This is a genomic window from Pseudomonas sp. JZ114 (genome assembly GCF_051027705.1).
GTDB lineage: Bacteria > Pseudomonadota > Gammaproteobacteria > Pseudomonadales > Pseudomonadaceae > Chryseomonas > Chryseomonas luteola.
In genome coordinates this window covers 3268876-3292200 of sequence record NZ_CP069256.1, presented here as the reverse complement: position 1 = coordinate 3292200, position 23325 = coordinate 3268876, and the positions used below count along the sequence as shown (strand labels likewise).

General features: G+C 57.5%; 22 protein-coding genes. 10 read left to right on the top strand and 12 right to left on the bottom strand.

Annotation, left to right across the window (positions count from 1 at the left end):
* Positions 1-103: 103 nt before the first annotated feature.
* Together JQR90_RS15575 and JQR90_RS15570 are read right to left on the bottom strand one after the other, a co-directional pair.
* Entirely contained in the window at positions 104-1480 is a 1377-nt protein-coding gene (locus tag JQR90_RS15575; RefSeq protein WP_010795568.1) for a nucleobase:cation symporter-2 family protein, read from the bottom strand.
* 117 nt (positions 1481-1597) lie between these two features.
* Positions 1598-1738 (bottom strand): hypothetical protein, encoded by a 141-nt coding sequence (locus tag JQR90_RS15570; protein ID WP_167517209.1) that lies wholly within the window; start codon positions 1736-1738, stop codon positions 1598-1600.
* Positions 1739-1797: 59 nt separating this feature from the next.
* On the opposite strand from JQR90_RS15570, the gene JQR90_RS15565 reads away from it, so the two are divergent.
* Positions 1798-2412, top strand: coding sequence for a DedA family protein (locus JQR90_RS15565; RefSeq protein WP_150346722.1), 615 nt, complete (start codon positions 1798-1800; stop codon positions 2410-2412).
* 29 nt (positions 2413-2441) lie between these two features.
* Here JQR90_RS15565 and JQR90_RS15560 read toward each other — a convergent pair whose 3' ends face one another.
* The 6 genes from JQR90_RS15560 to osmE all read right to left on the bottom strand — a co-directional run bounded on the left by JQR90_RS15560 (position 2442) and on the right by osmE (position 10734).
* Positions 2442-3011 (bottom strand): hypothetical protein, encoded by a 570-nt coding sequence (locus JQR90_RS15560; protein ID WP_286787903.1) that lies wholly within the window; start codon positions 3009-3011, stop codon positions 2442-2444.
* An 86-nt stretch (positions 3012-3097) separates the two neighbouring features.
* Complete coding sequence (locus JQR90_RS15555) at positions 3098-5749, bottom strand: bifunctional diguanylate cyclase/phosphodiesterase (protein ID WP_434140787.1); 2652 nt, start codon at positions 5747-5749, stop codon at positions 3098-3100.
* Between the two features lie 343 nt (positions 5750-6092).
* A complete protein-coding gene (ilvD, locus tag JQR90_RS15550) occupies positions 6093-7931 on the bottom strand; it encodes a dihydroxy-acid dehydratase (RefSeq protein WP_125887418.1) in 1839 nt (612 codons plus the stop codon).
* 350 nt (positions 7932-8281) lie between these two features.
* A complete protein-coding gene (locus tag JQR90_RS15545; RefSeq protein ID WP_010795562.1) occupies positions 8282-9568 on the bottom strand; it encodes a GDSL-type esterase/lipase family protein in 1287 nt (428 codons plus the stop codon).
* A 13-nt stretch (positions 9569-9581) separates the two neighbouring features.
* Positions 9582-10331: a Mut7-C RNAse domain-containing protein gene (locus tag JQR90_RS15540; RefSeq protein ID WP_010795561.1), complete on the bottom strand. Its 750-nt coding sequence runs from the start codon at positions 10329-10331 to the stop codon at positions 9582-9584.
* Positions 10332-10401: 70 nt separating this feature from the next.
* Positions 10402-10734 (bottom strand): osmotically-inducible lipoprotein OsmE, encoded by a 333-nt coding sequence (gene osmE / locus JQR90_RS15535; RefSeq protein ID WP_010795560.1) that lies wholly within the window; start codon positions 10732-10734, stop codon positions 10402-10404.
* 183 nt (positions 10735-10917) lie between these two features.
* On the opposite strand from osmE, the gene JQR90_RS15530 reads away from it, so the two are divergent.
* The 3 genes from JQR90_RS15530 to JQR90_RS15520 all read left to right on the top strand — a co-directional run bounded on the left by JQR90_RS15530 (position 10918) and on the right by JQR90_RS15520 (position 13692).
* Positions 10918-11802 carry a lipase family alpha/beta hydrolase gene (locus JQR90_RS15530; protein WP_010795558.1) on the top strand — a complete coding sequence of 295 codons (885 nt, stop codon included), beginning with the start codon at positions 10918-10920 and terminating at the stop codon, positions 11800-11802.
* 318 nt (positions 11803-12120) lie between these two features.
* A complete protein-coding gene (locus JQR90_RS15525) occupies positions 12121-13332 on the top strand; it encodes an N-acetylmuramoyl-L-alanine amidase (protein WP_010795557.1) in 1212 nt (403 codons plus the stop codon).
* 93 nt (positions 13333-13425) lie between these two features.
* Positions 13426-13692, top strand: a complete 267-nt coding sequence (locus JQR90_RS15520) for a PAAR domain-containing protein (RefSeq protein WP_010795556.1) — start codon at positions 13426-13428, stop codon at positions 13690-13692.
* Between the two features lie 9 nt (positions 13693-13701).
* Here the strand turns inward: JQR90_RS15520 and JQR90_RS15515 are convergent, their stop codons facing one another.
* Together JQR90_RS15515 and JQR90_RS15510 are read right to left on the bottom strand one after the other, a co-directional pair.
* Positions 13702-14157 carry a GyrI-like domain-containing protein gene (locus JQR90_RS15515; protein ID WP_037030473.1) on the bottom strand — a complete coding sequence of 152 codons (456 nt, stop codon included), beginning with the start codon at positions 14155-14157 and terminating at the stop codon, positions 13702-13704.
* Between the two features lie 119 nt (positions 14158-14276).
* Positions 14277-15542 carry an Hsp70 family protein gene (locus JQR90_RS15510; RefSeq protein ID WP_010795554.1) on the bottom strand — a complete coding sequence of 422 codons (1266 nt, stop codon included), beginning with the start codon at positions 15540-15542 and terminating at the stop codon, positions 14277-14279.
* A 129-nt stretch (positions 15543-15671) separates the two neighbouring features.
* Between JQR90_RS15510 and JQR90_RS15505 the strand changes: the two genes are divergently transcribed.
* From JQR90_RS15505 to JQR90_RS15495, 3 genes are all read left to right on the top strand, one after another.
* Positions 15672-15818, top strand: coding sequence for a hypothetical protein (locus tag JQR90_RS15505; RefSeq protein WP_010795553.1), 147 nt, complete (start codon positions 15672-15674; stop codon positions 15816-15818).
* Positions 15819-15830: 12 nt separating this feature from the next.
* Positions 15831-16442: a CPBP family intramembrane glutamic endopeptidase gene (locus tag JQR90_RS15500; RefSeq protein ID WP_312483163.1), complete on the top strand. Its 612-nt coding sequence runs from the start codon at positions 15831-15833 to the stop codon at positions 16440-16442.
* 78 nt (positions 16443-16520) lie between these two features.
* Positions 16521-17426, top strand: a complete 906-nt coding sequence (locus JQR90_RS15495) for an AEC family transporter (protein ID WP_010795551.1) — start codon at positions 16521-16523, stop codon at positions 17424-17426.
* A 39-nt stretch (positions 17427-17465) separates the two neighbouring features.
* Here the strand turns inward: JQR90_RS15495 and JQR90_RS15490 are convergent, their stop codons facing one another.
* Together JQR90_RS15490 and JQR90_RS15485 are read right to left on the bottom strand one after the other, a co-directional pair.
* Positions 17466-18659 carry a class I SAM-dependent rRNA methyltransferase gene (locus JQR90_RS15490; RefSeq protein WP_010795550.1) on the bottom strand — a complete coding sequence of 398 codons (1194 nt, stop codon included), beginning with the start codon at positions 18657-18659 and terminating at the stop codon, positions 17466-17468.
* A gap of 158 nt (positions 18660-18817) precedes the next feature.
* On the bottom strand, positions 18818-19357 hold the full coding sequence (locus tag JQR90_RS15485) for a type 1 glutamine amidotransferase domain-containing protein (RefSeq protein WP_010795549.1): 540 nt from the start codon (positions 19355-19357) through the stop codon (positions 18818-18820).
* 214 nt (positions 19358-19571) lie between these two features.
* Between JQR90_RS15485 and JQR90_RS15480 the strand changes: the two genes are divergently transcribed.
* From JQR90_RS15480 to estP, 3 genes are all read left to right on the top strand, one after another.
* Positions 19572-20396, top strand: a complete 825-nt coding sequence (locus tag JQR90_RS15480) for an HDOD domain-containing protein (RefSeq protein WP_371106371.1) — start codon at positions 19572-19574, stop codon at positions 20394-20396.
* 29 nt (positions 20397-20425) lie between these two features.
* Positions 20426-21238 carry a bifunctional DNA-formamidopyrimidine glycosylase/DNA-(apurinic or apyrimidinic site) lyase gene (gene mutM, locus JQR90_RS15475; protein WP_010795547.1) on the top strand — a complete coding sequence of 271 codons (813 nt, stop codon included), beginning with the start codon at positions 20426-20428 and terminating at the stop codon, positions 21236-21238.
* A gap of 133 nt (positions 21239-21371) precedes the next feature.
* Positions 21372-23306 (top strand): esterase EstP, encoded by a 1935-nt coding sequence (gene estP, locus JQR90_RS15470; protein WP_010795546.1) that lies wholly within the window; start codon positions 21372-21374, stop codon positions 23304-23306.
* Positions 23307-23325 lie beyond the last annotated feature (19 nt).

Here is a 23325-nt window from a genome sequence, read left to right as displayed (position 1 = left end):
TCCCGTATACAGGCTGGGTCTGTATAACCTCTGACCGATAAAGTGTGTAAGGGTTGAATGAGTGTGATCGACGCCTAGTGCAGGCGTCGATCACAAGCGCCCTTTATTCCTGCGCTATGTCTGTGGTGCTGTCTGGCAGGAACCAGTTCATGATCAGAGCGCAAAGCCCTCCTGTGGCCACACCTGAATTCAGCACATCACGTAGCGCTGCTGGCATGTGGGCGAGAAACTCAGGGACCTGGGACACACCCAGACCCAGTGCCAGGGAAACGGCAATAATCAACAGGGCACGGCGGTCCAACTGAATGCCGGCCAGAATGTTGATCCCCGAAGCTGCAACGGCGCCAAACATCACCAGTGCGGCGCCACCCAATACTGGCTCTGGTACGGCCTGAATAATGCCAGCAACGGCTGGAAACAGGCCGAGCAGAACGAGAAAGACGGCAATCCACAGCCCGACGTGGCGGCTGGCGATACCCGTCAGTTGGATCACGCCGTTGTTTTGCGCAAAGATTGAGCTGGGAAAGCTGTTGAACAGTCCGGCCAACAAGGAGTTGGCTCCATTGACCAGTACACCGCCCTTGATCCGAGCCATCCAGACCGGACCCTCTACCGGCTGGCGGGACACTTTACTGGTTGCGGTCACGTCACCGATGGCTTCCAGGGAGGTGACGAGATAGATCACCAGCATGGGAACGAACAGTGCCCAGGAAAAACCCAGCCCAAAATGCAGGGGAACCGGCACCTGGAACAGAGGCGCTTCATGCATGCCGGTAAAATCCAGACGTCCCAGATAGGCCGCCAGGCCGTAGCCGACCAGGAGCGCAATGACGATGGCCGCGCTACGCACCCATACCACGCGAACGCGGTTGAGCACGACGATGATTGCCAGCACCACGCCGGACAGCAGCAGATTCTCGCCGTTGGCAAAGGTGCCCTGGCTCATGGCTGAGAAGCCGCCGCCCATACTGATGAGTCCGACCTTGATCAAGGTAAGACCAATCATCAGCACCACGATGCCGGTTACTAGCGGAGTAATCAGGCGCTTCACGAAAGGCAATATCCGGGAGATACCCATCTCGACGAAAGAGCCTGCCATGACCACGCCAAAAATGGCAGCCATTACGGCTTCGACCGGCGTGCCTTGCTTAACCATCAGCGCGCCGCCAGCGATCAAGGGGCCGACAAAGTTGAAGCTGGTACCCTGAACGATTAGTAGCCCTGCCCCGAACGGGCCGAAGCGGCGACACTGGATGAACGTGGCAATGCCTGAAATCACCAGAGACATGGACACGATCAGGTTGGTATCCCGTGGTGAGACACCCAGTGCCTGGCAGATTAGAAGGCCTGGAGTGACGATAGGCACGATGATCGCCAGCAGATGCTGCAACGCAGCGAGCAGGGCGATAGGCAGGCGAGGCCGATCGTCGAGACCGTAGACCAGTTCATGGCGGGAGGGAGAGGCGTCCGGCTGGCTCATGTAGCGGTTCCGCAAAAGGCGGCAAGTGTACTGTTCCGGTGCTGCGCCGCACAGTCTTCATCCCATAAAAGAGACGGGCGATAGGACAGGCTGCTGCCATGCGCCTTGGGCATGGCGTTAACGTTCAGTAATAAAGACGAAAGTCTCACGGCCTAACTTTACCAGTATCCAGGGTCTTAGGCCTTGTTCTGATGGCAGGCGCTTGGCATTCACTACTCCAATCCCGCCGGGCTTCATGGCAAGCACTTCAGCAGTCATGCCATGCAGATCCAGCAGCCAGGTTGCCCATACCTTCTTCTTTTACCGAGGGCTTTTGCGTGTTTGACGCGATTACAGGGTTGATTCAACAGGGGGGTTACCTGGGCATTCTTTTGCTCATGTTTCTGGAAAACGTGTTTCCGCCTATTCCATCGGAGGTCATTATGCCGCTGGCAGGGTTTCTAGCGGCGAGAGGGGAGCTGAATTTCATCGGCGTGGTGCTGGCGGGAACGCTGGGGTCCTTTCTGGGCGCGCTACCGTGGTATTACGCTGGTGCGGTATGGGGAGAGGCGCGCATGCGCAAGCTGGCGCAGCGTTACGGGCGCTGGCTGACTCTTTCGGCCAAGGACGTCAGTGAGGCCTCTCTCTGGTTCAGGTCGCATGGCAGTAAGGCTGTCTTCTTTGGCCGCCTGGTACCGGCAATCCGTACCCTGATTTCTGTACCGGCCGGTATTGCCCATATGCCGTTTCGTCGCTTCGCCGGGTATACCCTGGCGGGTTCTCTGATCTGGACAACGGTGCTGACACTGGCGGGTTACCTGCTGAATGCCGAATACGAGCGTGTCGCGACGCTTTTGGATCCGGCCTCCAAAATAGTTCTGGCAGTGATTGTGCTCGTTTACCTGTATCGCCTGTTTAAAACCAACAGTCGGGAAGACTGCCGGGAAGGCTAGACGGGTTGGAATAGCGCCAGGGATGAGTCCTAGCGCTGATCCAGCAGACGCCTGCGCTCGGCTTTCTGTGCTTCTACCTGCGCCTTTTTCTGCTCGATCGCGGCGCGTCCACGCTCTGTTACGCTGGGGCGCGGTGCGGGCTCGGGGGCTGGCTGGGGCGTTGGTGGGGTTGGCCTGGGATAATGATGCCAGGGCGGACGGTGTCCACCATAATCGTAATAGGGCTCTGGATAGGGATAGTAGCGGTCCTGCCGGATCGGTGGCGGGACATCATAGTCATCATCGTCGAGATCGTAATAACGATCAGCGTCTGACGGTGTGCGAGTGCTTGGCCGAGACGTCTCGTCTCGAGGCTTAGTGTTGGGCTTTTCTACTACCGGTGGTGGCGTCGGGTCGGCCATACGGGTGACCGGGCCACTGCCTCTTGGTGGAGGGTTATCAACTTCGATACGGTCGGCCAGGGATTGATCAGATGGGCAATGGCCTTGTGTAAACGTGATCTGGCCTGCCTTGTCGACGCATTTGAGTATGGTGTCTGCCTGGGCATGGGTGACGCCGCCCAAGCTTGAGACCGCAACCGCCAGAATTGCCCACTTCATAGCAATCCCCTCTAACGTACCTGCATGCCACTCTAGCACCTTGCCGGTCAGGTCATCTAAACGGTTACTGAAGAAAACCGTGAAGGTCAGGCTAGGGAGTGCCGCGCTGCTGACAGAAAATCGAACAAGCCTTCCAGAGGCAGTGGCTCGGCCAGAAAATAGCCCTGCGCCTCGTCGCAACGCGCCTGCTTGAGCAGTTCGAGCGTCTCTTCGTCTTCCACACCTTCCGCCACGACAACAAGGTTCAAGGCATGGGCCATGTCGGTAATGGCCTTGATGAACACGTAGCGGTCCAACCCTTCGGCGGGATGGGTAATAAGCGTGCGGTCGAGTTTGACGGTATCAATAGGAAAACGCCTAAGATAGGACAGGCCGGAGTAGCGAGTTCCCAGGTCGTCTACTGCCAGTTTGACACCCAAAGTTTTCAGCGCTCCGAGCGCCTGATTGGAGGCGTCCATGTCTTCAATGAAAGCCCCCTCGGTCAACTCGAGCTCCAGGTGACAGGGTCTCAGTTTGGTTGTGTGCAGAATCGCTTCTATCCTGTCCTTCAAATGTGGTGACTTGAGCTGGTGGGGTGACAGGTTCACGGACAGTTCCAGCGACTGCCCAAGTCGACTGGACAGGTCGTGAATGTCCTGACAGGCCTTTTGCAGAACCCACAGTCCCAGCTCGTCTATCATCCCAATCTCTTCGGCAATCGGAATGAAATCCACAGGAGAAATCCATCCCCGCTCCGGGTGATGCCAGCGGATCAAGACCTCAACGCCCTGGGGAGTGCCCTCAGGCAGCCGAATACGCGGCTGGTAGTAAAGCGAAAACTGATTCTGCTCCAAGGCGTGGTACAACGCCGTTTCCAGCACCATGCGGTTTTTGGCTTCGACACTCATTTCTTCTGAGAAGATGCGGCAACAATGGCCGCCTGCCGCCTTGGCACGATACATCGCAATATCTGCATGCTGGACCAGTTGTTCCTTGGTATGGCCGTGCTCAGGGTAGAGTCCTATCCCTACCGACGCACCGGAAAAAACACGGCTGCCATTGATTTCGATCGGAGCCGCAACCGCTCGGATGATGGCGTCAGCCACCGCTTGAACGGAGATTTCACCTTCCGGGGTGTGGGCCACCACGACAAACTCATCGCCACCCAGGCGCGCCACCAGATCACCCTGAGGTACCGCTGCCCTCAATCGCTGCGCCACTTCGCGCAGCATTGTGTCGCCTGCATCATGCCCCATCGAGTCGTTGACCTGCTTGAAGCGGTCCAGATCGATTAGCATGATGGCAAGGCAGCTGTTAAGCGGCGTGAAATTGATCAGAGCCTGCAAATGCTCGTTCAGGTACGCCCGATTGGGCAGCCCTGTCAGCATGTCATGGTTGGCCAGCTGGTGCAGGCGGCTTTCGGCCAGCTTCTGCTCGGTGACATCCGTATAGCTGCCTGCCCACTCGATAAGCTGACCTTCCGTATCAAGAATGGGAACGGCATAACCACTGACATGGCGATATTGACCATCGGCCCGGCGCAGCCGGTACTGGGCATATACCGGCTGGCGGTCCTGCAGCATTTTGGCTCCCAGCGCAGCGGTGGGCTCCTGATCGTCCGGGTGAACCACGTTCATCCAGCCAAACCCCTGCATTTCCTCCGGAGTCTGGCCGGTAAAGGCACACCAGTCCGGCTGAGGAGAAACAATCTCCAAGGTAGGCGAAGCCGTCCACACGATGGCTCCTGTAGCATTTACCAGTGAGCGAAAGCGTTGTTCGCTGGCTTGAAGCGCCAACTCTGCCGCTTTGCGCTCCGAGGTTTCCCGGTCGCGCTCGATAACCAGCGCCGCAGTATTGACCAGCAGGCGCATGGACTCCTGCTCCGAATCGCTCGGCTCGCGCGCCTCCCTGCAATAATAGGCCAGGGTGCCCAATACTCTTCCAGAGGATGACAGGATCGGGTGAGACCAGCAGGCGCGGAAACCATAACCAAGTACCACAGACTTGGCTTCAACCCAGCGCGGATCGTTCTCAATATCGCTGACGATAGTCGAGGTCCCGGTATGCGCGGCAGCCCCACAGGAGCCGGCGAGGGGGCCGATGGGTATGCGTTCTACGGCCTGATTGAACGATTGGGGGAGCGAGGGGGCCGAGCCAAAGCGCAGGTGCAGGCCATCGGTGTCCATGAGCATGACCGATGCCCAGATATTGCCACCTGCCTGCTCTTCCGCAGAGCGGGTCAGGGTATCGAGAATCTGCTTGAGCGGGGCTCCCGTGACGGCCTGTGCCAGTGCCTGCTGCTGACCGTTGGCCAGGGCCTCGGTGCGTTTCAGATCACTGATATCTGACGCAATACCCCGTAGCCGGAGACTGTCAGCGTCGCTCAGCACCTTGCCTTTAACACTGATCCAGCGGGTGCGGCCGTCTGACAGCAGCAACCTGCAGTCGAAATGCCAATGCTCAGCACGTTTCGCTGCCGTTTCGATGACGCGGCGTACATGCCTTTGGTCATCCGTGTGGATACGCTCGAAAAACTCCTCGAGCGCCCATGTGTCCGGCTGTATGGACGTACCGAAATCCGGCCCGTTTCTCAGCAGACAGGTCAGCGTTCCGCTAGCGACGTCCAGTTCCCATTCACCCAGATCCGCTACATCGAGCGCGAACTGCAGACGTGCCTCAAGTTCAGCAGCGGAGGAGGAAGGCGAGGGGGCGGTGTTGACATCCTTTTTTACCCTGGGCTCGGCATTGGTGTCCGGCATATCGTTCACTCGAAGTTTCCAACTATCGATTGATCTGCCACGTCTTGCGGGCGCGGCACAGCAGCGGTGCGTCTAAAACAGGACTCTATAAAAAGCGTAGTCGTTCTGGGCAATGGCTCAATTCATAATCATCCATGAGATACGAAGGTAACGATTTACCATGCTGTCGGAGGGCTATCATCGAGCAGAAAGGGAGACGTTCTACAGGCGACGCCATCTTGCCTGAAACAGGCTTTTTGCCAAGAGTAAGAGAGTCCCAAGCAGACCAGTGGAGAGGCTGCGCTTTTTGCGGAACAGACACAAAAACGCCGCCCGAAGGCGGCGTGCTCAACACGATCCCAGATCAGTCTTCCAGCATCGCCTTGTTGCGGACTGCACCCTTGTCGGCACTGGTGGCCAAGAGGGCATACGCCTTGAGCGCCGTGCTCACGCGTCGCGCACGTGGCGTGGCAGGCTTCCAACCCTTTTTGTCCTGTTCGATGCGGCGGTGAGACAACTCCTCATCGCTAACCAGTAGGTTGATGCTGCGATTGGGGATATCGATCAGAACCTTGTCGCCGTCTTTCACCAAGCCGATCGCACCACCAGCCGCCGCTTCTGGCGAAGCATGGCCGATGGAAAGTCCTGACGTGCCGCCCGAGAAACGGCCGTCGGTGAGCAGGGCGCACTGCTTGCCCAGTCCCTTGGACTTCAGGTAGCTGGTGGGGTAGAGCATTTCCTGCATGCCCGGGCCGCCCTTGGGACCTTCGTAGCGGATGATAACGATATCGCCAGCTTTCACTTCGTCGTTCAGGATGCCCTTCACCGCGGCATCCTGACTTTCGAAAATCTTTGCCGAGCCTTCGAAAACATGGATGGATTCATCCACACCCGCCGTTTTCACCACGCAACCGTCCAGCGCGATATTGCCATACAGCACGGCAAGACCGCCTTCCTGAGAGTAGGCATGCTCGACGCTACGGATGCAGCCTTCGGCGCGGTCGTCATCCAGGGTGTCCCAGCGAGTCGCCTGACTGAAGGCTTCCTGCGTGGGGATACCGGCCGGACCTGCGCGGAAAAAGGTCTTGACCGCTTCGTCCTGAGTAAGCGTGATGTCCCACTTCTCGATGGCTTCGCCCAGGGTTCTGCTGTGCACGGTTGGCAGATCCGTATTGAGCAGGCCGCCGCGAGCCAGTGCACCCAAAATGCTCATGATTCCGCCGGCACGGTGAACATCTTCCATATGGTATTTCTGGATGTTCGGCGCCACCTTGCACAGCTGGGGTACTTTACGGGACAGGGCGTCAATGGCGCGCAGATCAAAGTCGACCTCGGCTTCCTGAGCCGCCGCCAGAAGGTGCAGGATGGTATTGGTGGAGCCACCCATCGCGATATCCAGCGTCATTGCGTTTTCAAAGGCCTTGTAAGACGCAATGTTACGTGGCAGTACAGAGGCATCGTTCTCCTGATAGTAGCGCTTGCACAGCTCGACCGCCGTACGGCCGGCTTGCAGGAATAGCTCCTTGCGGTCGGCATGGGTTGCCAGCAGCGAGCCATTACCCGGCAGTGCCAGGCCCAGGGCCTCGGTCAGACAGTTCATGGAGTTGGCCGTAAACATGCCGGAGCAAGAGCCGCAGGTTGGGCAAGCGCTGCGCTCATACTCGGCTACTTTTTCATCAGAGGCGGTGCTATCCGCGGCGATGACCATAGCGTCGACCAAATCCAGGCCGTGGCTGGCCAGCTTGGTCTTGCCGGCTTCCATTGGGCCGCCGGAGACGAATACGACCGGAATGTTCAGGCGCAGGGCCGCCATCAGCATGCCGGGGGTGATCTTGTCGCAGTTGGAAATGCATACCAGCGCGTCGGCGCAGTGAGCATTGACCATGTACTCCACGGCATCAGCGATGATCTCGCGGGACGGCAGGGAATAGAGCATGCCATCGTGACCCATGGCGATGCCGTCATCCACAGCGATAGTGTTGAATTCCTTTGCAACACCACCGGCTTTTTCTATCTCGCGGGCGACCAGCTGGCCCAGGTCCTTTAGGTGAACATGACCTGGCACGAACTGGGTAAAGGAGTTGGCTATCGCAATGATCGGCTTCTTGAAGTCTTCGTCCTTCATGCCGGTGGCACGCCAAAGTGCGCGGGCACCAGCCATATTGCGGCCGTGGGTGGAGGTTTTCGAGCGGTAATCAGGCATGGAGGCTGCTCTCCGGGGCGGCTTTGCTTATCACGGTAATCTGTTCAAACACTGCGGCGTATCCACCGTATAGCTGTAAAGGTAGCAGTGGAGGCTTAGGGCACGCGAGCATTGAATAGGCTCAGGGCTATCGTGAGCGCGGATGGAGCGCAAAGCAAACGGAAGTGGACCGAGTGCCGTGCTCTGGGCCGGTCGGATAGCGCGGGATCTCCGCGTGACTGGCTTGGGCTCACAGACCCGCCGGGGATAATGGCGAGGGAATCTCCCGATTCTACTCCGCATTTGTTCAAAGAGGAAAGCGCACGACAAGGGGTATGTCTTGGCTTGCGCTTTCACGGGTCAAGAAGGCGTCATTTGTTTGCGTGCAGGCCAAATATCTTTGGATCAATAGCATTTGCCATCGCCACATAACCTGCCCGGTTGGGATGCAGTCCATCGCCAGGGCCGCCTGCGCTGCTGGGAATGAACTCTGCACGCAGGCCGCCCGTAGTGGGATCGAGCGTGGCCGCATCAAAGTCAATGATCGAGTCAAACAGACCGCTTTCCTTTATGAAGCGATTAAGTGCCATACGTTTCTGATCCTGCTCCTGAAAGGCCGGGTCTGCAGGATTGGCCGCCAGGCTGCTGGTCAGGGTCGCGCCGTGAAGGCGTACACCGGGCAACGCTTTGCGCATACGTTCAATCGCATTGCGCATGGCTGTCTCGACGACCTCGACGGACGCACCAGTACCCGGTGAAAAATCATTGATACCTTCCATCCAGATAACGTCTGTTACACCAGAAAGGCTTAATACATCCCGTTCCAGACGATCCATGATAGATGGACCGCCACCGTAGCCTTGCCGGGTGCTTTCATTCAGAGGGCCTGCGACCTCGTTGCCAGAAATGCCAGCATTCACTACCGAGTACTGTCCCGGTGCCAACTGGGCGAGGCGACGATTCAGGATGTCTGGCCAGCTGTCATATCCATTGGGTGTTGAGCCGGTACCGTCGGTAATGGAATCGCCCAAGGCTACGATGACTCGCGCAACGTCTGGTGCCTGGATATCAACCGCGTCGAGCAAGAACGTCGAGGTCGTAGTAAAGGGCCAGGCGCTTTCCTGCTCCTCGGCGGCGTGGTCGGTGCCGCGAACACTGAAATAGGAGGTTGCGAGCGCTGCAGCATGCCAGCTCAGCGGGCCGCTGTTCCCAGCGAGATGAAAGCTTACCGCCAGGGTGTGGGAAGGTGCTTTGGGTAGCGGGACCGGATCCGTCCAGCGAGTCTCACCAGGTTGAAGCTGAATTTCGCTCTGGCCGTCAAAGCTGACCGGGCGATTACTGCCCGGTACCAGAGCTGCGCCCCCTAAAGGTTGCCCGATATAGACACTGCGCAAGGTAATGGGCCTGTTGCCAAAGGTATTCGAGAATCGCAGGCGTGCCTGGCTTCCCCATACACTAGGTCGAATGATCTGCCGGATACTTTGATCCTGAGCCCCACTAGCCGAAATAATACCTTCCAGCTTTGGCTGGGCGATGGGCGAACCGTTGGGGTAGGCTGCCTGCACGGGGGCTGTCCAGGCTGTTTTCCAATCATCGGCATGTCCGGGCTTGGACGCGAGTGCAAACAGGCCGGCAGCCAGAAGGGTTAACAGGCGCATGAGGATTCCTTGATCAGGTATCGGACGTTGGTTTAAGCAGGCTTTTCAGCTGGGCTTGCAGGTTCTCCCAGTGGGTGCCTTCCCAATAGACACGATCACAGCCCGAGCATTTCAAAAAATAATCATGACGCTCCCGCACGAGTGGCGGCAGGCTATCGAGGACGACACTCTTATCGACGGAATGAAGGGTATCGTTACAGACCAGGCACCGGCTGAAGGGCGCAGCATGGTCAGCCAGGTTGTAGCGCTCGAATACTTCGCGCAGCTGTGCCTCAGGCTTGTTTGAGCGGACGTAGCAGCCGTAGACAATCTGGCTTCGCTTGAGCAGTTCGCGGTCCCGGGTCAGGACAATATAAGGTTCTCGCGCACAGTAATTGGCAATTTCATTGTCATGAATGGCCGGATAATACAGCGTATCGAATCCAGCCAGTCGTAACAGCCGCGCTAGCGCGCCCATATGGGCATCGGCAATGAAGCGAAACGCCGTTAGCCGATCGCGCAAGGGGACAGCATCTTCTACTTCCAGCCGATAAAAGGGCGGGTAGACTGCTATCCGATCATCCTGTTGTATCAGATAGTCAAACCCTACGGATTTACCATTCACCAGAATGAATTCGACTTCTGGATGCGGAACGCCCAGAGCCTCGATCATGTGCTTGACGGTGGAATTCGGGTTGCAGCTGAGCGTAAAGCTGCGCTGGCGGCGAGCCGGAGGTAAAAAGTTATTGAGGCGTGCGTAGAAACGAAATGTCGCGTTGTTCATACGCGCCATCCGGTCGTATCAGACATGACACGACCGGAAGCGGTCGTTACCGAAAGCGTAGAGCGGCTAATCAGTAATGATCGGCCGATTCGCATGTTTCGAAACCTTTGCTATCGACGCGACCCGCGCTGTCAAAGCCTACCGAAAACACCTGCTCCTTGCCGTCTCTGTTGAGTACGTAGTTATTGCAGGAGCCTGGTTTGACCTTGCGTGTGTATTGGGTGGATGGGGTACCACCAATCTGCAGCACCTGCTCTTTGGTCATGCCTGTCTTCACGTCGCGAACCAGTGGTTGTTCACGGTATTCAATACGATCCTTGGCCGTATCGACGTTTTCCTTGACGGAGCTACAACCAGCGGCCACGGCAGCGAGAGCAACAACGGCGAGTGTCTTCTTGTACATATGATTCTCCTATAAGGTCGTTGATGACCGGTCACTTCTTTGAGCGTGCCGTTGCCCAGAAATTCACTGAATTCGTGATGTTCAACGAAACGGTCTCAAATAAAGAGGCGTACCCTAGGAAGAAACAACCGTGATGATTGAGATCCAACGGTTGACTGGTCAGAGGGTAATTCTGGGAGTGGCATGAGCGAGCATCAAAACCTGACCCGCTATCCGCTAGTGTTGGTCCATGGTCTGCTGGGGTTTGTGGAAATTGCAGGCTATCCATACTGGTATGGCATCGTTTCGGCGTTGGAGTCCATGGGGGTCAAGGTCTATCCGGTACGGCTTTCCGGTGCTCATAGCAACGAAGTGCGGGGGGAACAGCTGCTTGCGCTTATCGAGGATATCGTGCGCGACAGCAAGGCCGAGCGGGTCAATCTGATCGGTCACAGTCAAGGAGCCCTGACCGCGCGCTACGCAGCCGCCATTCGTCCTGAGCGGGTTGCGTCAGTCACCTCTGTAGCAGGTCCCAATCATGGGTCGGAGCTGGCCGATATGCTCCAGCTCTCCATGCGTACCAGTAGCCTGAAGGCGCATCTGGCCTCCGAGTATGTTCAATGCATGGCCAAGTTCATGGCCTTTCTGGATCGCAGTAATGGTTATCCCCAGAGCGCGATTGCCAGTCATGAGTCACTTACTACCGAAGGCGTGGCAGCATTCAACGATAAATACCCGCAAGGACTTCCCGCTACCTGGGGCGGTGAAGGTGCTCCTGTCGTCAATGACGTCCATTATTACTCCTGGTCCGGCATTCTGGTGCCGGAGCTGACGGACCGAGGTGCCAATCGGCTCGACCCTACCCATAGCATGTGTGTGCGCCTGTCTCGCTGCTTCGAGCTGGAAGCAGATCAAAACGATGGATTCGTTGGGCGATTCAGTTCACATTTGGGGAAAGTCATCCGCTCCGATTATCCGCTTGATCACCTCGATATCATCAATCAACTGGCCGGTGCGATAGGGCATGGCATCAATCCGGTAGTGCTCTACACCGACCATGCGCTTCGGCTGAAAGCCGACGGACTTTGACAGCGCACGGCCAAATGTCGAGCAGACTCAACAGCTTGCCGATCTGAGCTCGTTATTCAAGCTGGCACTCGAAATGCCGGTTGGTCAGCACACTGATTCCTCCTACTGCTCAAGAAGAGTCCTGTCTGCCGTTTACGCGCTGAAATGACCCCTTGTCGGCTTGTTGGTCTATCTATAGATGACATTAAAAAAAGTGCCTATCCTTCCGATTTAAAAGGAAGAAATACTGATTTGGACGTCGTGCGCGCTATCTAAACATGCGCCGTATTGGTATCGTTATAATATTTCAAAATATTACTTGCTACGTCAGAGGGTCGCATGAATCGCCGCCGCTTGCTCAACCTGCTCCTGGCCAGCCTGACACTACCCGCTGCTTTTCCAGTGCTGGCGCTTCCTCAGCGTCTGACCAGCGCACGCGCCTGGTTGGATTCGGATAAATTTCGCCTGGTTTTCGATCTGAGCGGCCCTGTCCGATTCAAGACGTTCAGACTTAGTGCGCCTGACCGGATCATCCTGGATCTAGCCAATACGCAACAGGTAGCCGCACTCAACAATGTGCCGCTCAAGAATACCCCGGTGCGCTCCATTCGAAGTGCCCCGTTCGGCTCATCCGATACCCGTGTCGTCCTCGAACTTTCCCAGCCGGTTACCCTGGATAGCTTCCTGCTCGGGCCTGCCGAGAATGCAGGGCATCGTCTGGTGCTGGATCTCAAGCCTGCCCAGGTACCGAGCATCCCTGTACCGGAGCCTGAGGCAATGCTCGCATCAGCCCCCGTTGTGACAAGGGCTGGCAAAGGCCGCGACATTATTGTGGTCGTCGATGCCGGTCACGGTGGCAAAGACCCAGGCGCGCTGAGCCAACGCGGGGACCGCGAGAAGGATGTCGCCTTGATCATTGCGCAAAATCTTGCGCGCATGATCAATCAGCAGAAGGGCTACAAGGCCAAGCTGGTACGTAACGATGATTTCTTCGTTCCGCTGCGCAAGCGTGTGGATGTTGCGCGCAAGTACAACGCAGACATGTTCATCTCCGTGCATGCCGATGCTGCGCCGCGCCGCACGGCTTCAGGAGCTTCGGTATATGCCCTGTCCGAACATGGGGCGACCTCGACAACGGCACGCTGGCTGGCCAACAAGGAAAACGATGTCGACCTGATTGGTGCCAATGAGATCCTGAAAAACAAGGATCCGGTCCTGGCGGGCGTACTGCTGGATATGTCCATGAATGCCACGATCTCGTCGAGTCTCGATCTGGGAGACCGTGTCCTGAACAGCCTATCCAATGTCACAGGTCTGCATCTGAAACGCGTCGAGCAAGCCGGTTTTGCCGTGCTCAAGTCGCCGGATATACCGTCGATTCTAGTGGAAACCGGCTTCATGTCGAATGATCGGGACAGCCAGAAGCTTCTGAATCCACGTCATCAGAAGGCGTTAGCCCAATCCATTTTTGGCGGTATCCATCATTATTTCAGTGAGCGTCCACCGACAGGAACCTACCTGTCCAGTATCAAGGAACAGGCCACCGGCTAAGAAAAAAGACGCTTGGGTTTCTGTGCACGGGCACGGTATTTTTTCTTGATCCGCGGTAAAGTGTGCGCTTTCATGTCCACAAGGAAAGCGCACATGGCCAACCCCGCTGCTCGTCTCTCCGACGTCAACGCCTGCCCCATGACGGGCCACGGCCCCAACCCGACCGTGACTGGCTCCCCCGACGTTCTGATCAACTCCCTACCTGCCTTGCGTGTCGGTGACTCCAGCGCTTGCGGTGATACCGTGGCGGTAGGAAGTGCTACCGTATTCGTCAATGGCCAGCCGCTGGCTTACCTGGGCAGCGCAACCGCCCATGGTGGCGTGATCATCACAGGCTCCGGTGATGTTCTGACAGGCTGATTGGAAGGCCTAGTAGATCGGGATGTACAGGTTCACTTCAGAGGCTGGGTTATCCGGCCCCTTGAAGTGCTCGTCGTACCGCTCGAAGCTGACGGCTTTCTTGGGTTCCAGACCACGCTCAGGCAGGACGCGGGCATACAGATACTCGTAGGTATCTGGGAGCGTGTCTGTCGTTCCGATGTGGGTGAACTGCAGATATTTCTGCGCAGGCACCGTGTAACGGAGCATGCCTTCCGGTACGGGTGTGTTCTCGTCGACCTTTATACCGGCCAGATAGCGCAGCGCACCCGGGGGCGGACCGAGTGTCAGACCGAACCACTGTTGCGGGGCGCTAGGCAATTGCAGCTCGGCTAGCCGATGCGTAACGTCATGCCAGAGCTGTGCAATGCTGCCGCCCTGCCCATCGCCCGTGTACTCCAGGCCCATGACGGTAAACGCTGGAAGCTCGGTGATACTGAGCGGCATGGTGGTCTCCTTGTAGATAGAGGCGTCTCGCCCGGACAGGCCCATGAGGAATATTTCCAGTTGAGCCTGTTTCGATGGGTCGAGTTCAACTGCCTTGATAGGTCAGGTTGCTGTATAGCCTAGCCGTAGCGCTTGAAGGCCTCGATGGCAAGACCGCTACCGATGCTGCCGAACTGATCGCCTTCTGCCTTGCGTGCCTGGGGCAGCAATTGGTCAATGCTGTGGCGCAGCGCCGGAATACCACTCGAGCCGCCGGTATAAAAGACCGTATTGATCTGCTCATGGGAAACGCCTGCCGAGGCCAGCAGTTGATTGACGCTTGCCTGAATACGCGCCAATAGCTGAGCGATCGACTCCTCGAACAATGGGCGGGTCAGTTCAGCAGACAAGTCCTTCTCGATATGCGACAGGTTCAGGTTCAACCGATCGGCATGGGTCAGCTCTATCTTGCTGTTTTCCACCTGAATTGCGAGCCAATGCCCGGCGCGCTGCTCGATCAGCTTGAACAGCCGATCCATCCCGGCCGTGTCCTGAGCGTCGTAGCGCATGTCCTTGAGGGCAAGCTGTGCCTTCTGACTGTATACGGTATTGATGGTGTGCCAGGTCGCCAAGTTGATGAAGTGGCTGGTAGGCATCAGTGCCTGGCTTTTCATCAGGCTGCCATAGCCGAAAAGCGGCATGACGCCCTGCAGGCTAAGCTGCTTGTCAAAGTCGGTACCACCGATGTGTACCCCGCCGGTGGCGAGAATATCCGATTGGCGATCCGCCAGCTGCCGGCGCTCGGGTGACAGACGTACCAGGGAAAAGTCGGACGTACCGCCGCCAATGTCGACGATCAGCACCAGCTCTTCCTGATTCAGTGTTCGCTCGTAGTCGAATGCTGCCGCGATAGGCTCGAATTGAAAGGAAATGTCCTTAAAGCCTAGCTTTTGCGCTACGGCAACCAATGTGTCCTGAGCTTCGCGGTCGGCGGTTTCATCATCGTCCACAAAGTAAACAGGGCGGCCCAACACGACACTGTCGAACTCACGTCCGGCCGTGGCTTCGGCGCGGCTTTTCAGCGTACCGAGAAACAGGCCAAGCAGGTCCTTGAAAGGTAGGGCACTGCCTAGAATGCTGGTTTCGCTCTTGAGCAGCTTGGAGCCGAGCAGGCTCTTGAGCGAGCGCATGAGGCGGCCTTCATAGCCTTCCAAGTATTCATGAAGCGCCAGACGGCCGTAGACGGGACGGCGCTCTTCCACATTGAAGAAAATGACTGAGGGAAGCGTCACCTTGCCGTCTTCTAAAGGTATGAGGATATCCGAGTCGGGGCGCAGCCAGCCGACAGTGGAGTTCGACGTGCCAAAGTCGATACCGCAGGCACGTGCGGGTAAAGCGATAGTCATGGTGCTGGTCCATCCAGAAGCAGCCGCACAGTTTATCGCGACTTGCCGGACCTGTCCGCTCGGTCAGGCAAAAGGCTCGGTTAGCATGCTGCACGATGTTACGTTGTCATCTTCTGTTTGGGAGTAGCCATGCCGTTTCATCTACAAATGTTGCTTCCCGGACTTTTGCTGGCGCTGGGCTATGGGCTGGGCGATATTGACGAAGCGGGGTTGTTGACCGGAGCACTTTATGTCGGCTGGGTGCTGAGCGAGGAGCGGTTGCCGTCCTGGCTATGATGGTTTGGGGCATTGGCGTCCAGTGTTGCGCTCGCCATTCATGTCGCGCCGGGATTCTCTCCTCATGTGCTCGGCGGGCCGCTGCAATACAGCCCGGACGCCGGGCCAGTGTGGCTAAGGTTAAGCTGGGATAAGGCACTGGTGGGAGTGACGCTACTGGCCTGGTGGCTTGGCAAGGCGGTTCCGTACGATACGCGGCGTATGCTGCAGGTCAGGCCATGCGTGCTGATTGCTGTCGGTACCCTTGCCGTAGTGCCTCCCCTAGCGTTAGGAATGAGATTAGTGGCCTTCCAGCCCAAATGGCCAGCACTGTTCTGGACCTGGTTTTCTCTTAATCTGGGCGTTGCGGTACTGGCGGAGGAGCTGCTGTTTCGAGCCCTGCTGCAGCGCGGGTTGATTGATCGGTTTGGGCTCTGGGCAGGTCTGTTGGTAACGGCAGTCTTGTTTGGCGTGGCGCACTGGCCATTCAGTGCCGGTTTTGCCTTGGTCGCTGCCGTGGCGGCTCTGGGGTACGGTGCGATATTCGAGCGGAGTGGACGGCGACTGAGTATGGCCGTGGCCTTGCATTTGGCTGTCAATGTGCTGCATGTTCTGCTGCCCAGCTATCCGCTGCGATTGTCCTAGCTTGCATCGGTAGGCATGTTCATGGCGTCTGAATCCTCAGTCCGGCGTCCCGATGGTTAAGGCAAGGAGTAGACGTACATGGTGGTTGTCCTCGCAATCATGCCCGTATTCGGACTGATTGTGCTGGGTTATGTATTAGGGTGGCGGCAGTGGTTGACGCCAGAGTCTATGGGTGGGCTGACCCAACTGGCGTTCAAGGTGTTCATGCCGGCTGTGCTGTTCACGGGAATTGCCAAGGCAGACTTGCGCCATGGTTTGTCACCTTTACTGCTGCTCGGATATTTCGGCCCGGTCCTGCTGGTGTTTCTACTGGTCAATCTGTTTGTGCATTGGCGCTGGCGTGAGCCTACGGCGTTCGGGTTGACGGCCAGTTATTCGAACAATGTCCTGATCGGTATTCCTCTGGTCGTCAATTTGATGGGGGAGGAAAATCTCGTCTATGTGTTCGCTATTCTGGCGTTGCATAGCCTGACGTTGTTTGCCATGCAGAGCTTTTATACGGCCTTTGGCGGCACGGAAAAGGTTAGCATCCCAGAGCTGCTGATGAGTCTGGCAAACCCGTTGATCGTCGGACTTTTGCTGGGGGCTGCCGTGAATGTATCGGGGCTAACTTTGCCGGGCCCGATATGGCAAATCGCGACCTGGCTGGCACAAGCCGGTCTGCCTTGCGCCTTGATTGTGCTGGGCGTGAACCTTTCACGCTACCGGCTAAGGCCGAGCCTTTCCGTTGTCGGGTTGACGGCAATAAAGCTGCTGGTCTTTCCCTTCGTGGTCTGGACGGTATGCCTGTGGCTGCCGGGCTTGAGCGGTGCAGCACGAAGTGTGCTGATGCTGATGGCCGCCTGCCCGAGCGGGGTAAACGTATTGGCATTTGCCCGGACGCTTGAGGAAAACCGTGTCGTCAGCTCAACGGTGTTTCTTTCAACCGTTCTGGCTGTCGTAACCGTGCCGTTGTGGATGGCACTGGTCGGACTGAATCGGTGACTGGCCGTCCGGTAAAAATCGGACGGCCAGAGCGTGGGATCAGCTGGGCAGGATACGGCAGGTCAGACTCTTGATGTAGCGGGTCTCGGGGATGGCAAGGTGGACCGGATGATCAGGGCCCTGGGCACCACGCTCGATCAGCTGGATATGACGATCCAGGTGACGTGCACTGCTGAGCAGGATTTCCTGCAGGTTCTCTTCAACAAGATGCATCGAGCAGGAGGCGCTGACCAGAATGCCGTCCTTGTTCAAGAGGCGCATGGCCTGCTCGTTGAGACGACGATAGGCGGCCTCGCCGTTTTTCACGTCCTTCTTGCGCTTGATGAAGGCGGGCGGGTCGGCCACGATCACGTCGAAGCGCTCGTCAGCAGCCTTCAGCTCCTTCAGGGCCTCGAACACGTCGCCTTCTACACAGGCCATCTTTTCGGCAACGCCGTTCAAGGCCGCATTGCGCTCTACACCATCCAGGGCAAAGCCGGAGGCATCCACGCACATCACTTCGCTGGCACCGAATACAGCGGCCTGCACGCCCCAGCCACCAATGTAGCTGAACAGGTCCAGAACGCGCTTGCCTTGTACATAAGGTGCCAGGCGGGCACGGTTCATGCGATGGTCATAGAACCAGCCGGTCTTCTGGCCCTCAACGATAGGCGCTTCGAATTTCACGCCGTTTTCTTCCAGGGCAGCCCATTCCGGTACGTCACCGTAGGCGGACTCGACATAGCGGGGCAGGCCCTCGGCTTCTCGAGCACTAGAGTCATTTTTCCACAATACGGCCGCTGGCTTGAGCACCTGAAGCAGTGCAGCCAGCACATCATCCTTGTGACGCTCCATGGTGGCCGATGCCAGTTGAGCCACGATAACATCGCCAAAGCGATCCACCACCAGGCCAGGCAGCAGGTCCGAGTCGCCGTAGACGAGGCGATAGAACGGTTTATCGAACAGGCGCTCACGCAGGCTCAGGGCGACTTTCAGGCGATGGACAAGCAGGGACTTGTCCAGTACATGCTTGGTATCGCGGGAGATCAGACGCGCGCAGATCAGATTGTGTGGGGACAGGGCAACGATACCGATCGGCTTGCCGCCAGCGGCTTCGAGAACGGCTTGTTCGCCGGCCTGGAAAGCGGTCAGCGGAGTGGCTGCCACGTCAATTTCGTTACTGTAGACCCAAAGGTGCCCGGCGCGCAGACGGCGCTCGGCATTGGCTTTCAGTCGCAGGCTGGGCAAGGACATTTGAGGGACTCCAAGAAAAAGGGGCGAAGTATACCTGCCCGGGCGGCACGGCGCCTTCGCGCTTGAAGATCAGTCTCAAAGATAGAGAGAAACACGACGTACGGATGAAAAATGGCCCGGCTGATACAGCGCGGGCCATGGATCAGGCAGGTTGGAGATCAGGCAGCGATCATGTTGATCAGCTCGCGATTGAACGCGGGAATGTCATCAGGCTTGCGGCTGCTGACCAGTTTTCCGTCCACGACGACTTCCTTATCCACCCACTGGGCACCGGCATTTTTCAGGTCATCGGTCAGCGAAGGCCAGCTAGTCATGGTCTTGCCATCCACCAGACCGGCGGAAATCAGCAGCCAGGCACCATGGCAGATCACGGCGATCGGCTTGCCGCTGCTGCTGGCCTCTTTGACCAAAGTCTGCGCACGCTCATCGGTGCGAATGGTGTCTGAGTTGACGACGCCGCCTGGTAAAACCACCGCGTCATAGTCGCCGATGTTGGCAGCATCGAACGTCAGGTCGACATTGAATGTGTCCGCCGGGTCGGTGTGGTTCCAACCCTGGACGGTGCCAGACTTGGCAGAAATGATATGAGTCTTGGCGCCTACCTTCTCGAGGGCCTCCTTGGGACCGGTCAGCTCGGCCTGCTCGAAACCGTCAGTTACCAGGATTGCTACTTTTTTGCCTTCTAACGATGCCATCATGGAACCTCCGTAAGCTATGTGATCTAGGATTAAGTGGAGATGCGTTTCCACGGCTTCTGTATGAGTCGAACCCGGGAAAGCAGGCAAGTTCCTCCAGTGATCAGTGGTTGCTGAGCGTAGGGTGGGCTAAAATGTGAGGTCATTCACAGGTATCTGATCCATGTCGCTAGAGCTTCAACCCGAGCAGATTCGCCAGGCGCTTCAGGGAATCACCATCCCGCCTCAACCGCAGGTCATGGTTGATCTACAACTTGAGCAGCTTGCCCCGGATCCTAGTCTCAAGGTGATTGCGCAGCTGATCAGCCAGGACCCCGGCTTGGCAGGTGCGCTGCTCAAGCTTGTCAATGCACCCTGTTTCGGGCTGGCCAACCGGATTACGTCTATCCAGCGGGCCGTCAACCTCCTGGGGATCAATTCCGTCGTCAATCTCATCAATGCGCAGTCCATAAAGAGCGAGATGAGTGATGAGACGATCGTGACGCTCAACCGCTTCTGGGACACCGCCCAGGATGTGGCGGAAACCTGCCTGACACTGGCCAAGCGGACAGGCTATCAGGCTCCGGATGAGGCATACGCTCTTGGGCTCTTTCACAACTGCGGCATACCGCTGATGCTAGGGCGGTTTCCTCATTATATGGAAGTGCTGGAGGAGGCCTATGGGCGGGTTGGGCCTGAAAGGCGTGTCGTGGATACGGAAAACCATTACTTCAACACCAACCATGCGGTCGTCGGTTATTACACGGCCCGCTCATGGCGTTTGCCGGCCCATGTCGCTGAGGCCATTTCCAATCATCACAATGCCCACCGGATTTTTGTCGACGGTGACGCCAGCAGTGTGCCGATGAAAAACCTATTGGCCATTCTGAAAATGGCCGAGCATATCTGTGGCTGTTATCGCGTGCTGGGCAATCAGGCTCAGGACGCCGAGTGGAATCTGGTCAGTAATCAGGTTTTGGATTACATCGGTCTTTCCGAGTATGACTTCGATATGCTCAAGAACAACATCCTTGAAATGGGGCTTGGGCACATCCATTTTTAAGAGCATATTGTTTCTCTGTCGAGGGCTGAATGCCTGAATTACCTGAAGTCGAAACGACCCGGCGTGGAATAGCGCCACACCTGGTGGGGCAGCGTGTATCCCGCGTCATTATTCGTGATGCCCGGCTGCGCTGGCCCATTCCGGAAGACCTGGATGTTCGCCTGTCCGGCCAGAGGATCGAGGCGGTCGAGCGGCGCGCCAAGTACCTGTTGATTCGTGCCGAGGCAGGTACGCTGATTGCTCATTTGGGCATGTCCGGCAGCCTGCGAATGGTGCCGGTCGGGACGCCGCCGGTTAAGCACGAGCATGTGGATATCGAACTCGAGTCAGGATTGTCGCTGCGCTATACCGACCCTCGCCGCTTTGGCGCCATGCTGTGGTCCCATGAGCCTCTGGAGCATGTGCTGCTCAAGTCGCTGGGGCCGGAGCCTCTGACCGAGGCGTTTGACGGGCGGCGTCTCTACGAAATGTCGCGTGGTCGCTCCATGGCGGTAAAACCCTTCATCATGGATAACGCCGTTGTGGTGGGCGTTGGCAATATTTACGCGACGGAGGCCCTGTTTGCGGCCGGTATCGATCCGCGTCGGGCGGCGGGCAGCATTTCCCGAGCGCGCTACGACCGGTTAGCCCAGGAGATCAAACGCATCCTGGCACTGGCTATCGAGTCCGGGGGCACGACCCTTCGGGATTTTGTGGGTGGCGACGGCAAGCCGGGCTATTTCAAGCAGGAGCTGTTTGTCTATGGCCGGGCAGGTGAGTTTTGCAAGAACTGCGGCTCAGGGCTACGTGAGATACGGCTGGGGCAACGCGCCAGTGTCTATTGCGGCAAATGCCAGCGATAAGTGAACGTGCGTGAGCTATTTCTCTTTTTGTAAGTCAGCCGGTTAACGTACGGGCTGCATAGGGCGGAATCCTGGTCTAGGCTGTGGTCGCTTGCCAAACAGCAGAACTGACCCACAAGATCAAGGATAAGCCATGTCAGTCCGTCGTCTCGCTCTTGCCTCCCTCTGCGCTGCGATTTCCTTCGCCAGCGCCGCCCATGCCGCTCCCAACCCTTACAGTCATCTGGTCGTCTTTGGCGATAGCCTGAGCGACTCGGGACAGTTTCCCGACTTGAATGGCCCGTTAGGCTCCTCGCTGCGCTTTACCAATCGGGTAGGGCCCACGTACCAACCGGGGAGTGGTGAGCCAGTCGGGCCTACCAGCGTCATGCTGCTGGGCGGCCGACTAGGCTTTTCCAGCCAAGAGCTTGGGCCATCCACATCGCTTATCAATTCCGTGTTGGGACTTCCCGACGGCAACAACTGGGCGGTAGGCGGTTATCGAACCGACCAGATTCTCGCGTCGATTACCGAGGAGAATGGCTCTGTTGTAGCCACCAATGGCCTGACGCTTCGCCGCCGGGATGGCTATCTGGTCGATCTGGCGGATCAGGGCCAAGGCCTTGATTCCAACGCATTGTATTACCTGACGGGAGGGGGAAATGACTTCCTGCAGGGTGTGGTCACATCGCCTGCAACCGCCCAGACAGCGGCCAATCAACTGGCTGCCAGTGCCAGCGCATTGCAGCAGGCCGGTGCCCGCTACATCATGGTCTGGCTGCTGCCTGATATCGGCCTTACGCCTGCCTTGAGCGGAACCCCGCAGCAAGCGGCTGCGTCCCAGCTCAGTGCTGTGTTCAACAACCAGCTGGTATCACAGCTTTCCACCATTGATGCGCAAATCATTCCATTGAATGTGCCACGACTTCTAAGTGAGGTGTTGGCCGATCCTGCCCGTTACGGCCTGGCGGCCGACCAGAACCTGACGGCTACCTGTTTCGATGACTGCACGCAGCAGAACGCTGTTTACGGCCTCGACAGCGCCAACCCTGATCCGACCCGGTTGCTCTACAACGACCGTGTGCACCCTACGATTACTGGTCAGCGCCTGATCGCCGACTATGCCTATTCAATTCTGGCGGCCCCCTGGGAGCTGACCTTGCTGCCGGAAATGGCCTACGGTTCGCTGACTGCCCATCAGGGGCAGCTGTATTCGCAATGGCTGAGTGACCGCAATCACTGGCAGCCAGTAGGCACATGGAATTCCTTCGTATCGCCGGGCGGGTTGCGTCAGAACTTTGATGGACAGTCCAGCAGCGTGAGCGGTGATGGCGACGGCTACAGCCTGGACTTGGGAGGCAGTTTCCGCCTGAATGACTATTGGCGTGTGGGCGTGGCCGCCGGGTTTTACAAGCAGGATCTAAACGTGGGTGCTGCTGATTCTCGCTATGACCTGCGCAGTTATTTCGCTACCGCCTTCGCGCAATATCAGCAGAATCACTGGTGGGCCGACCTGGCCTTGACCGGGGGACACCTGGATTACCATGATCTCAAGCGTACCTTCGCCCTGGGGCCGACTGAGCGTAGCGAAAAAGGCGATACCAACGGTCATCTGTGGGCGGCAAGCGGACGGCTGGGCTTTGATCTGGCCCAGCCACAAAGCGCCTGGCACCTGTCGCCGTTCATCAGTGCCGACTACGCGCGAATTACCGTGGACAGTTATTCGGAAAACAGTGATCGAGCAACGGCGCTGAACATCGACGAGCAAAAGCGCCGCTCGCGGCGCCTGGGCGCTGGTCTGCAGGGGCAGTTCGAGCTGACCACCAGAACGCAGGTTTTCGCAGAAGTAGCTCGGGAAAAGGAATTCGAGGACAGTACGCAGGACCTTACGATGTCTCAGGTTGACCTGCCAGGACTCAGCTATACGTTGCAGGGCTATACGCCATCGGATCGGTTGGACCGTGCTTCGCTAGGGGTTAGCCAACAGCTGACCGACGATGTGGCAGTGCGTGCGAGCTATTCCTATCGCAAGAGCCGGGAAGACGATGCCCAGCAGTCTGTAGGCCTCAGCGTGTCGTGGCAGTGGTAATAAAGAGGTCTGAAATGGG

What these genes read in the sequence shown, in the direction of transcription:
- JQR90_RS15575 (WP_010795568.1), bottom strand. Translation starts at nt 1,480, where the DNA reads ATGAGCCAGCCGGACGCCTCTCCCTCCCGCCATGAACTGGTCTACGGT.
- JQR90_RS15570 (WP_167517209.1), bottom strand. Translation starts at nt 1,738, where the DNA reads ATGACTGCTGAAGTGCTTGCCATGAAGCCCGGCGGGATTGGAGTAGTG.
- JQR90_RS15560 (WP_286787903.1), bottom strand. Translation starts at nt 3,011, where the DNA reads ATGAAGTGGGCAATTCTGGCGGTTGCGGTCTCAAGCTTGGGCGGCGTC.
- JQR90_RS15555 (WP_434140787.1), bottom strand. Translation starts at nt 5,749, where the DNA reads ATGCCGGACACCAATGCCGAGCCCAGGGTAAAAAAGGATGTCAACACC.
- ilvD (WP_125887418.1), bottom strand. Translation starts at nt 7,931, where the DNA reads ATGCCTGATTACCGCTCGAAAACCTCCACCCACGGCCGCAATATGGCT.
- JQR90_RS15545 (WP_010795562.1), bottom strand. Translation starts at nt 9,568, where the DNA reads ATGCGCCTGTTAACCCTTCTGGCTGCCGGCCTGTTTGCACTCGCGTCC.
- JQR90_RS15540 (WP_010795561.1), bottom strand. Translation starts at nt 10,331, where the DNA reads ATGAACAACGCGACATTTCGTTTCTACGCACGCCTCAATAACTTTTTA.
- osmE (WP_010795560.1), bottom strand. Translation starts at nt 10,734, where the DNA reads ATGTACAAGAAGACACTCGCCGTTGTTGCTCTCGCTGCCGTGGCCGCT.
- JQR90_RS15530 (WP_010795558.1), top strand. Translation starts at nt 10,918, where the DNA reads ATGAGCGAGCATCAAAACCTGACCCGCTATCCGCTAGTGTTGGTCCAT.
- JQR90_RS15525 (WP_010795557.1), top strand. Translation starts at nt 12,121, where the DNA reads ATGAATCGCCGCCGCTTGCTCAACCTGCTCCTGGCCAGCCTGACACTA.
- JQR90_RS15520 (WP_010795556.1), top strand. Translation starts at nt 13,426, where the DNA reads ATGGCCAACCCCGCTGCTCGTCTCTCCGACGTCAACGCCTGCCCCATG.
- JQR90_RS15515 (WP_037030473.1), bottom strand. Translation starts at nt 14,157, where the DNA reads ATGCCGCTCAGTATCACCGAGCTTCCAGCGTTTACCGTCATGGGCCTG.
- JQR90_RS15510 (WP_010795554.1), bottom strand. Translation starts at nt 15,542, where the DNA reads ATGACTATCGCTTTACCCGCACGTGCCTGCGGTATCGACTTTGGCACG.
- JQR90_RS15505 (WP_010795553.1), top strand. Translation starts at nt 15,672, where the DNA reads ATGCCGTTTCATCTACAAATGTTGCTTCCCGGACTTTTGCTGGCGCTG.
- JQR90_RS15495 (WP_010795551.1), top strand. Translation starts at nt 16,521, where the DNA reads ATGGTGGTTGTCCTCGCAATCATGCCCGTATTCGGACTGATTGTGCTG.
- JQR90_RS15490 (WP_010795550.1), bottom strand. Translation starts at nt 18,659, where the DNA reads ATGTCCTTGCCCAGCCTGCGACTGAAAGCCAATGCCGAGCGCCGTCTG.
- JQR90_RS15485 (WP_010795549.1), bottom strand. Translation starts at nt 19,357, where the DNA reads ATGATGGCATCGTTAGAAGGCAAAAAAGTAGCAATCCTGGTAACTGAC.
- mutM (WP_010795547.1), top strand. Translation starts at nt 20,426, where the DNA reads ATGCCTGAATTACCTGAAGTCGAAACGACCCGGCGTGGAATAGCGCCA.
- estP (WP_010795546.1), top strand. Translation starts at nt 21,372, where the DNA reads ATGTCAGTCCGTCGTCTCGCTCTTGCCTCCCTCTGCGCTGCGATTTCC.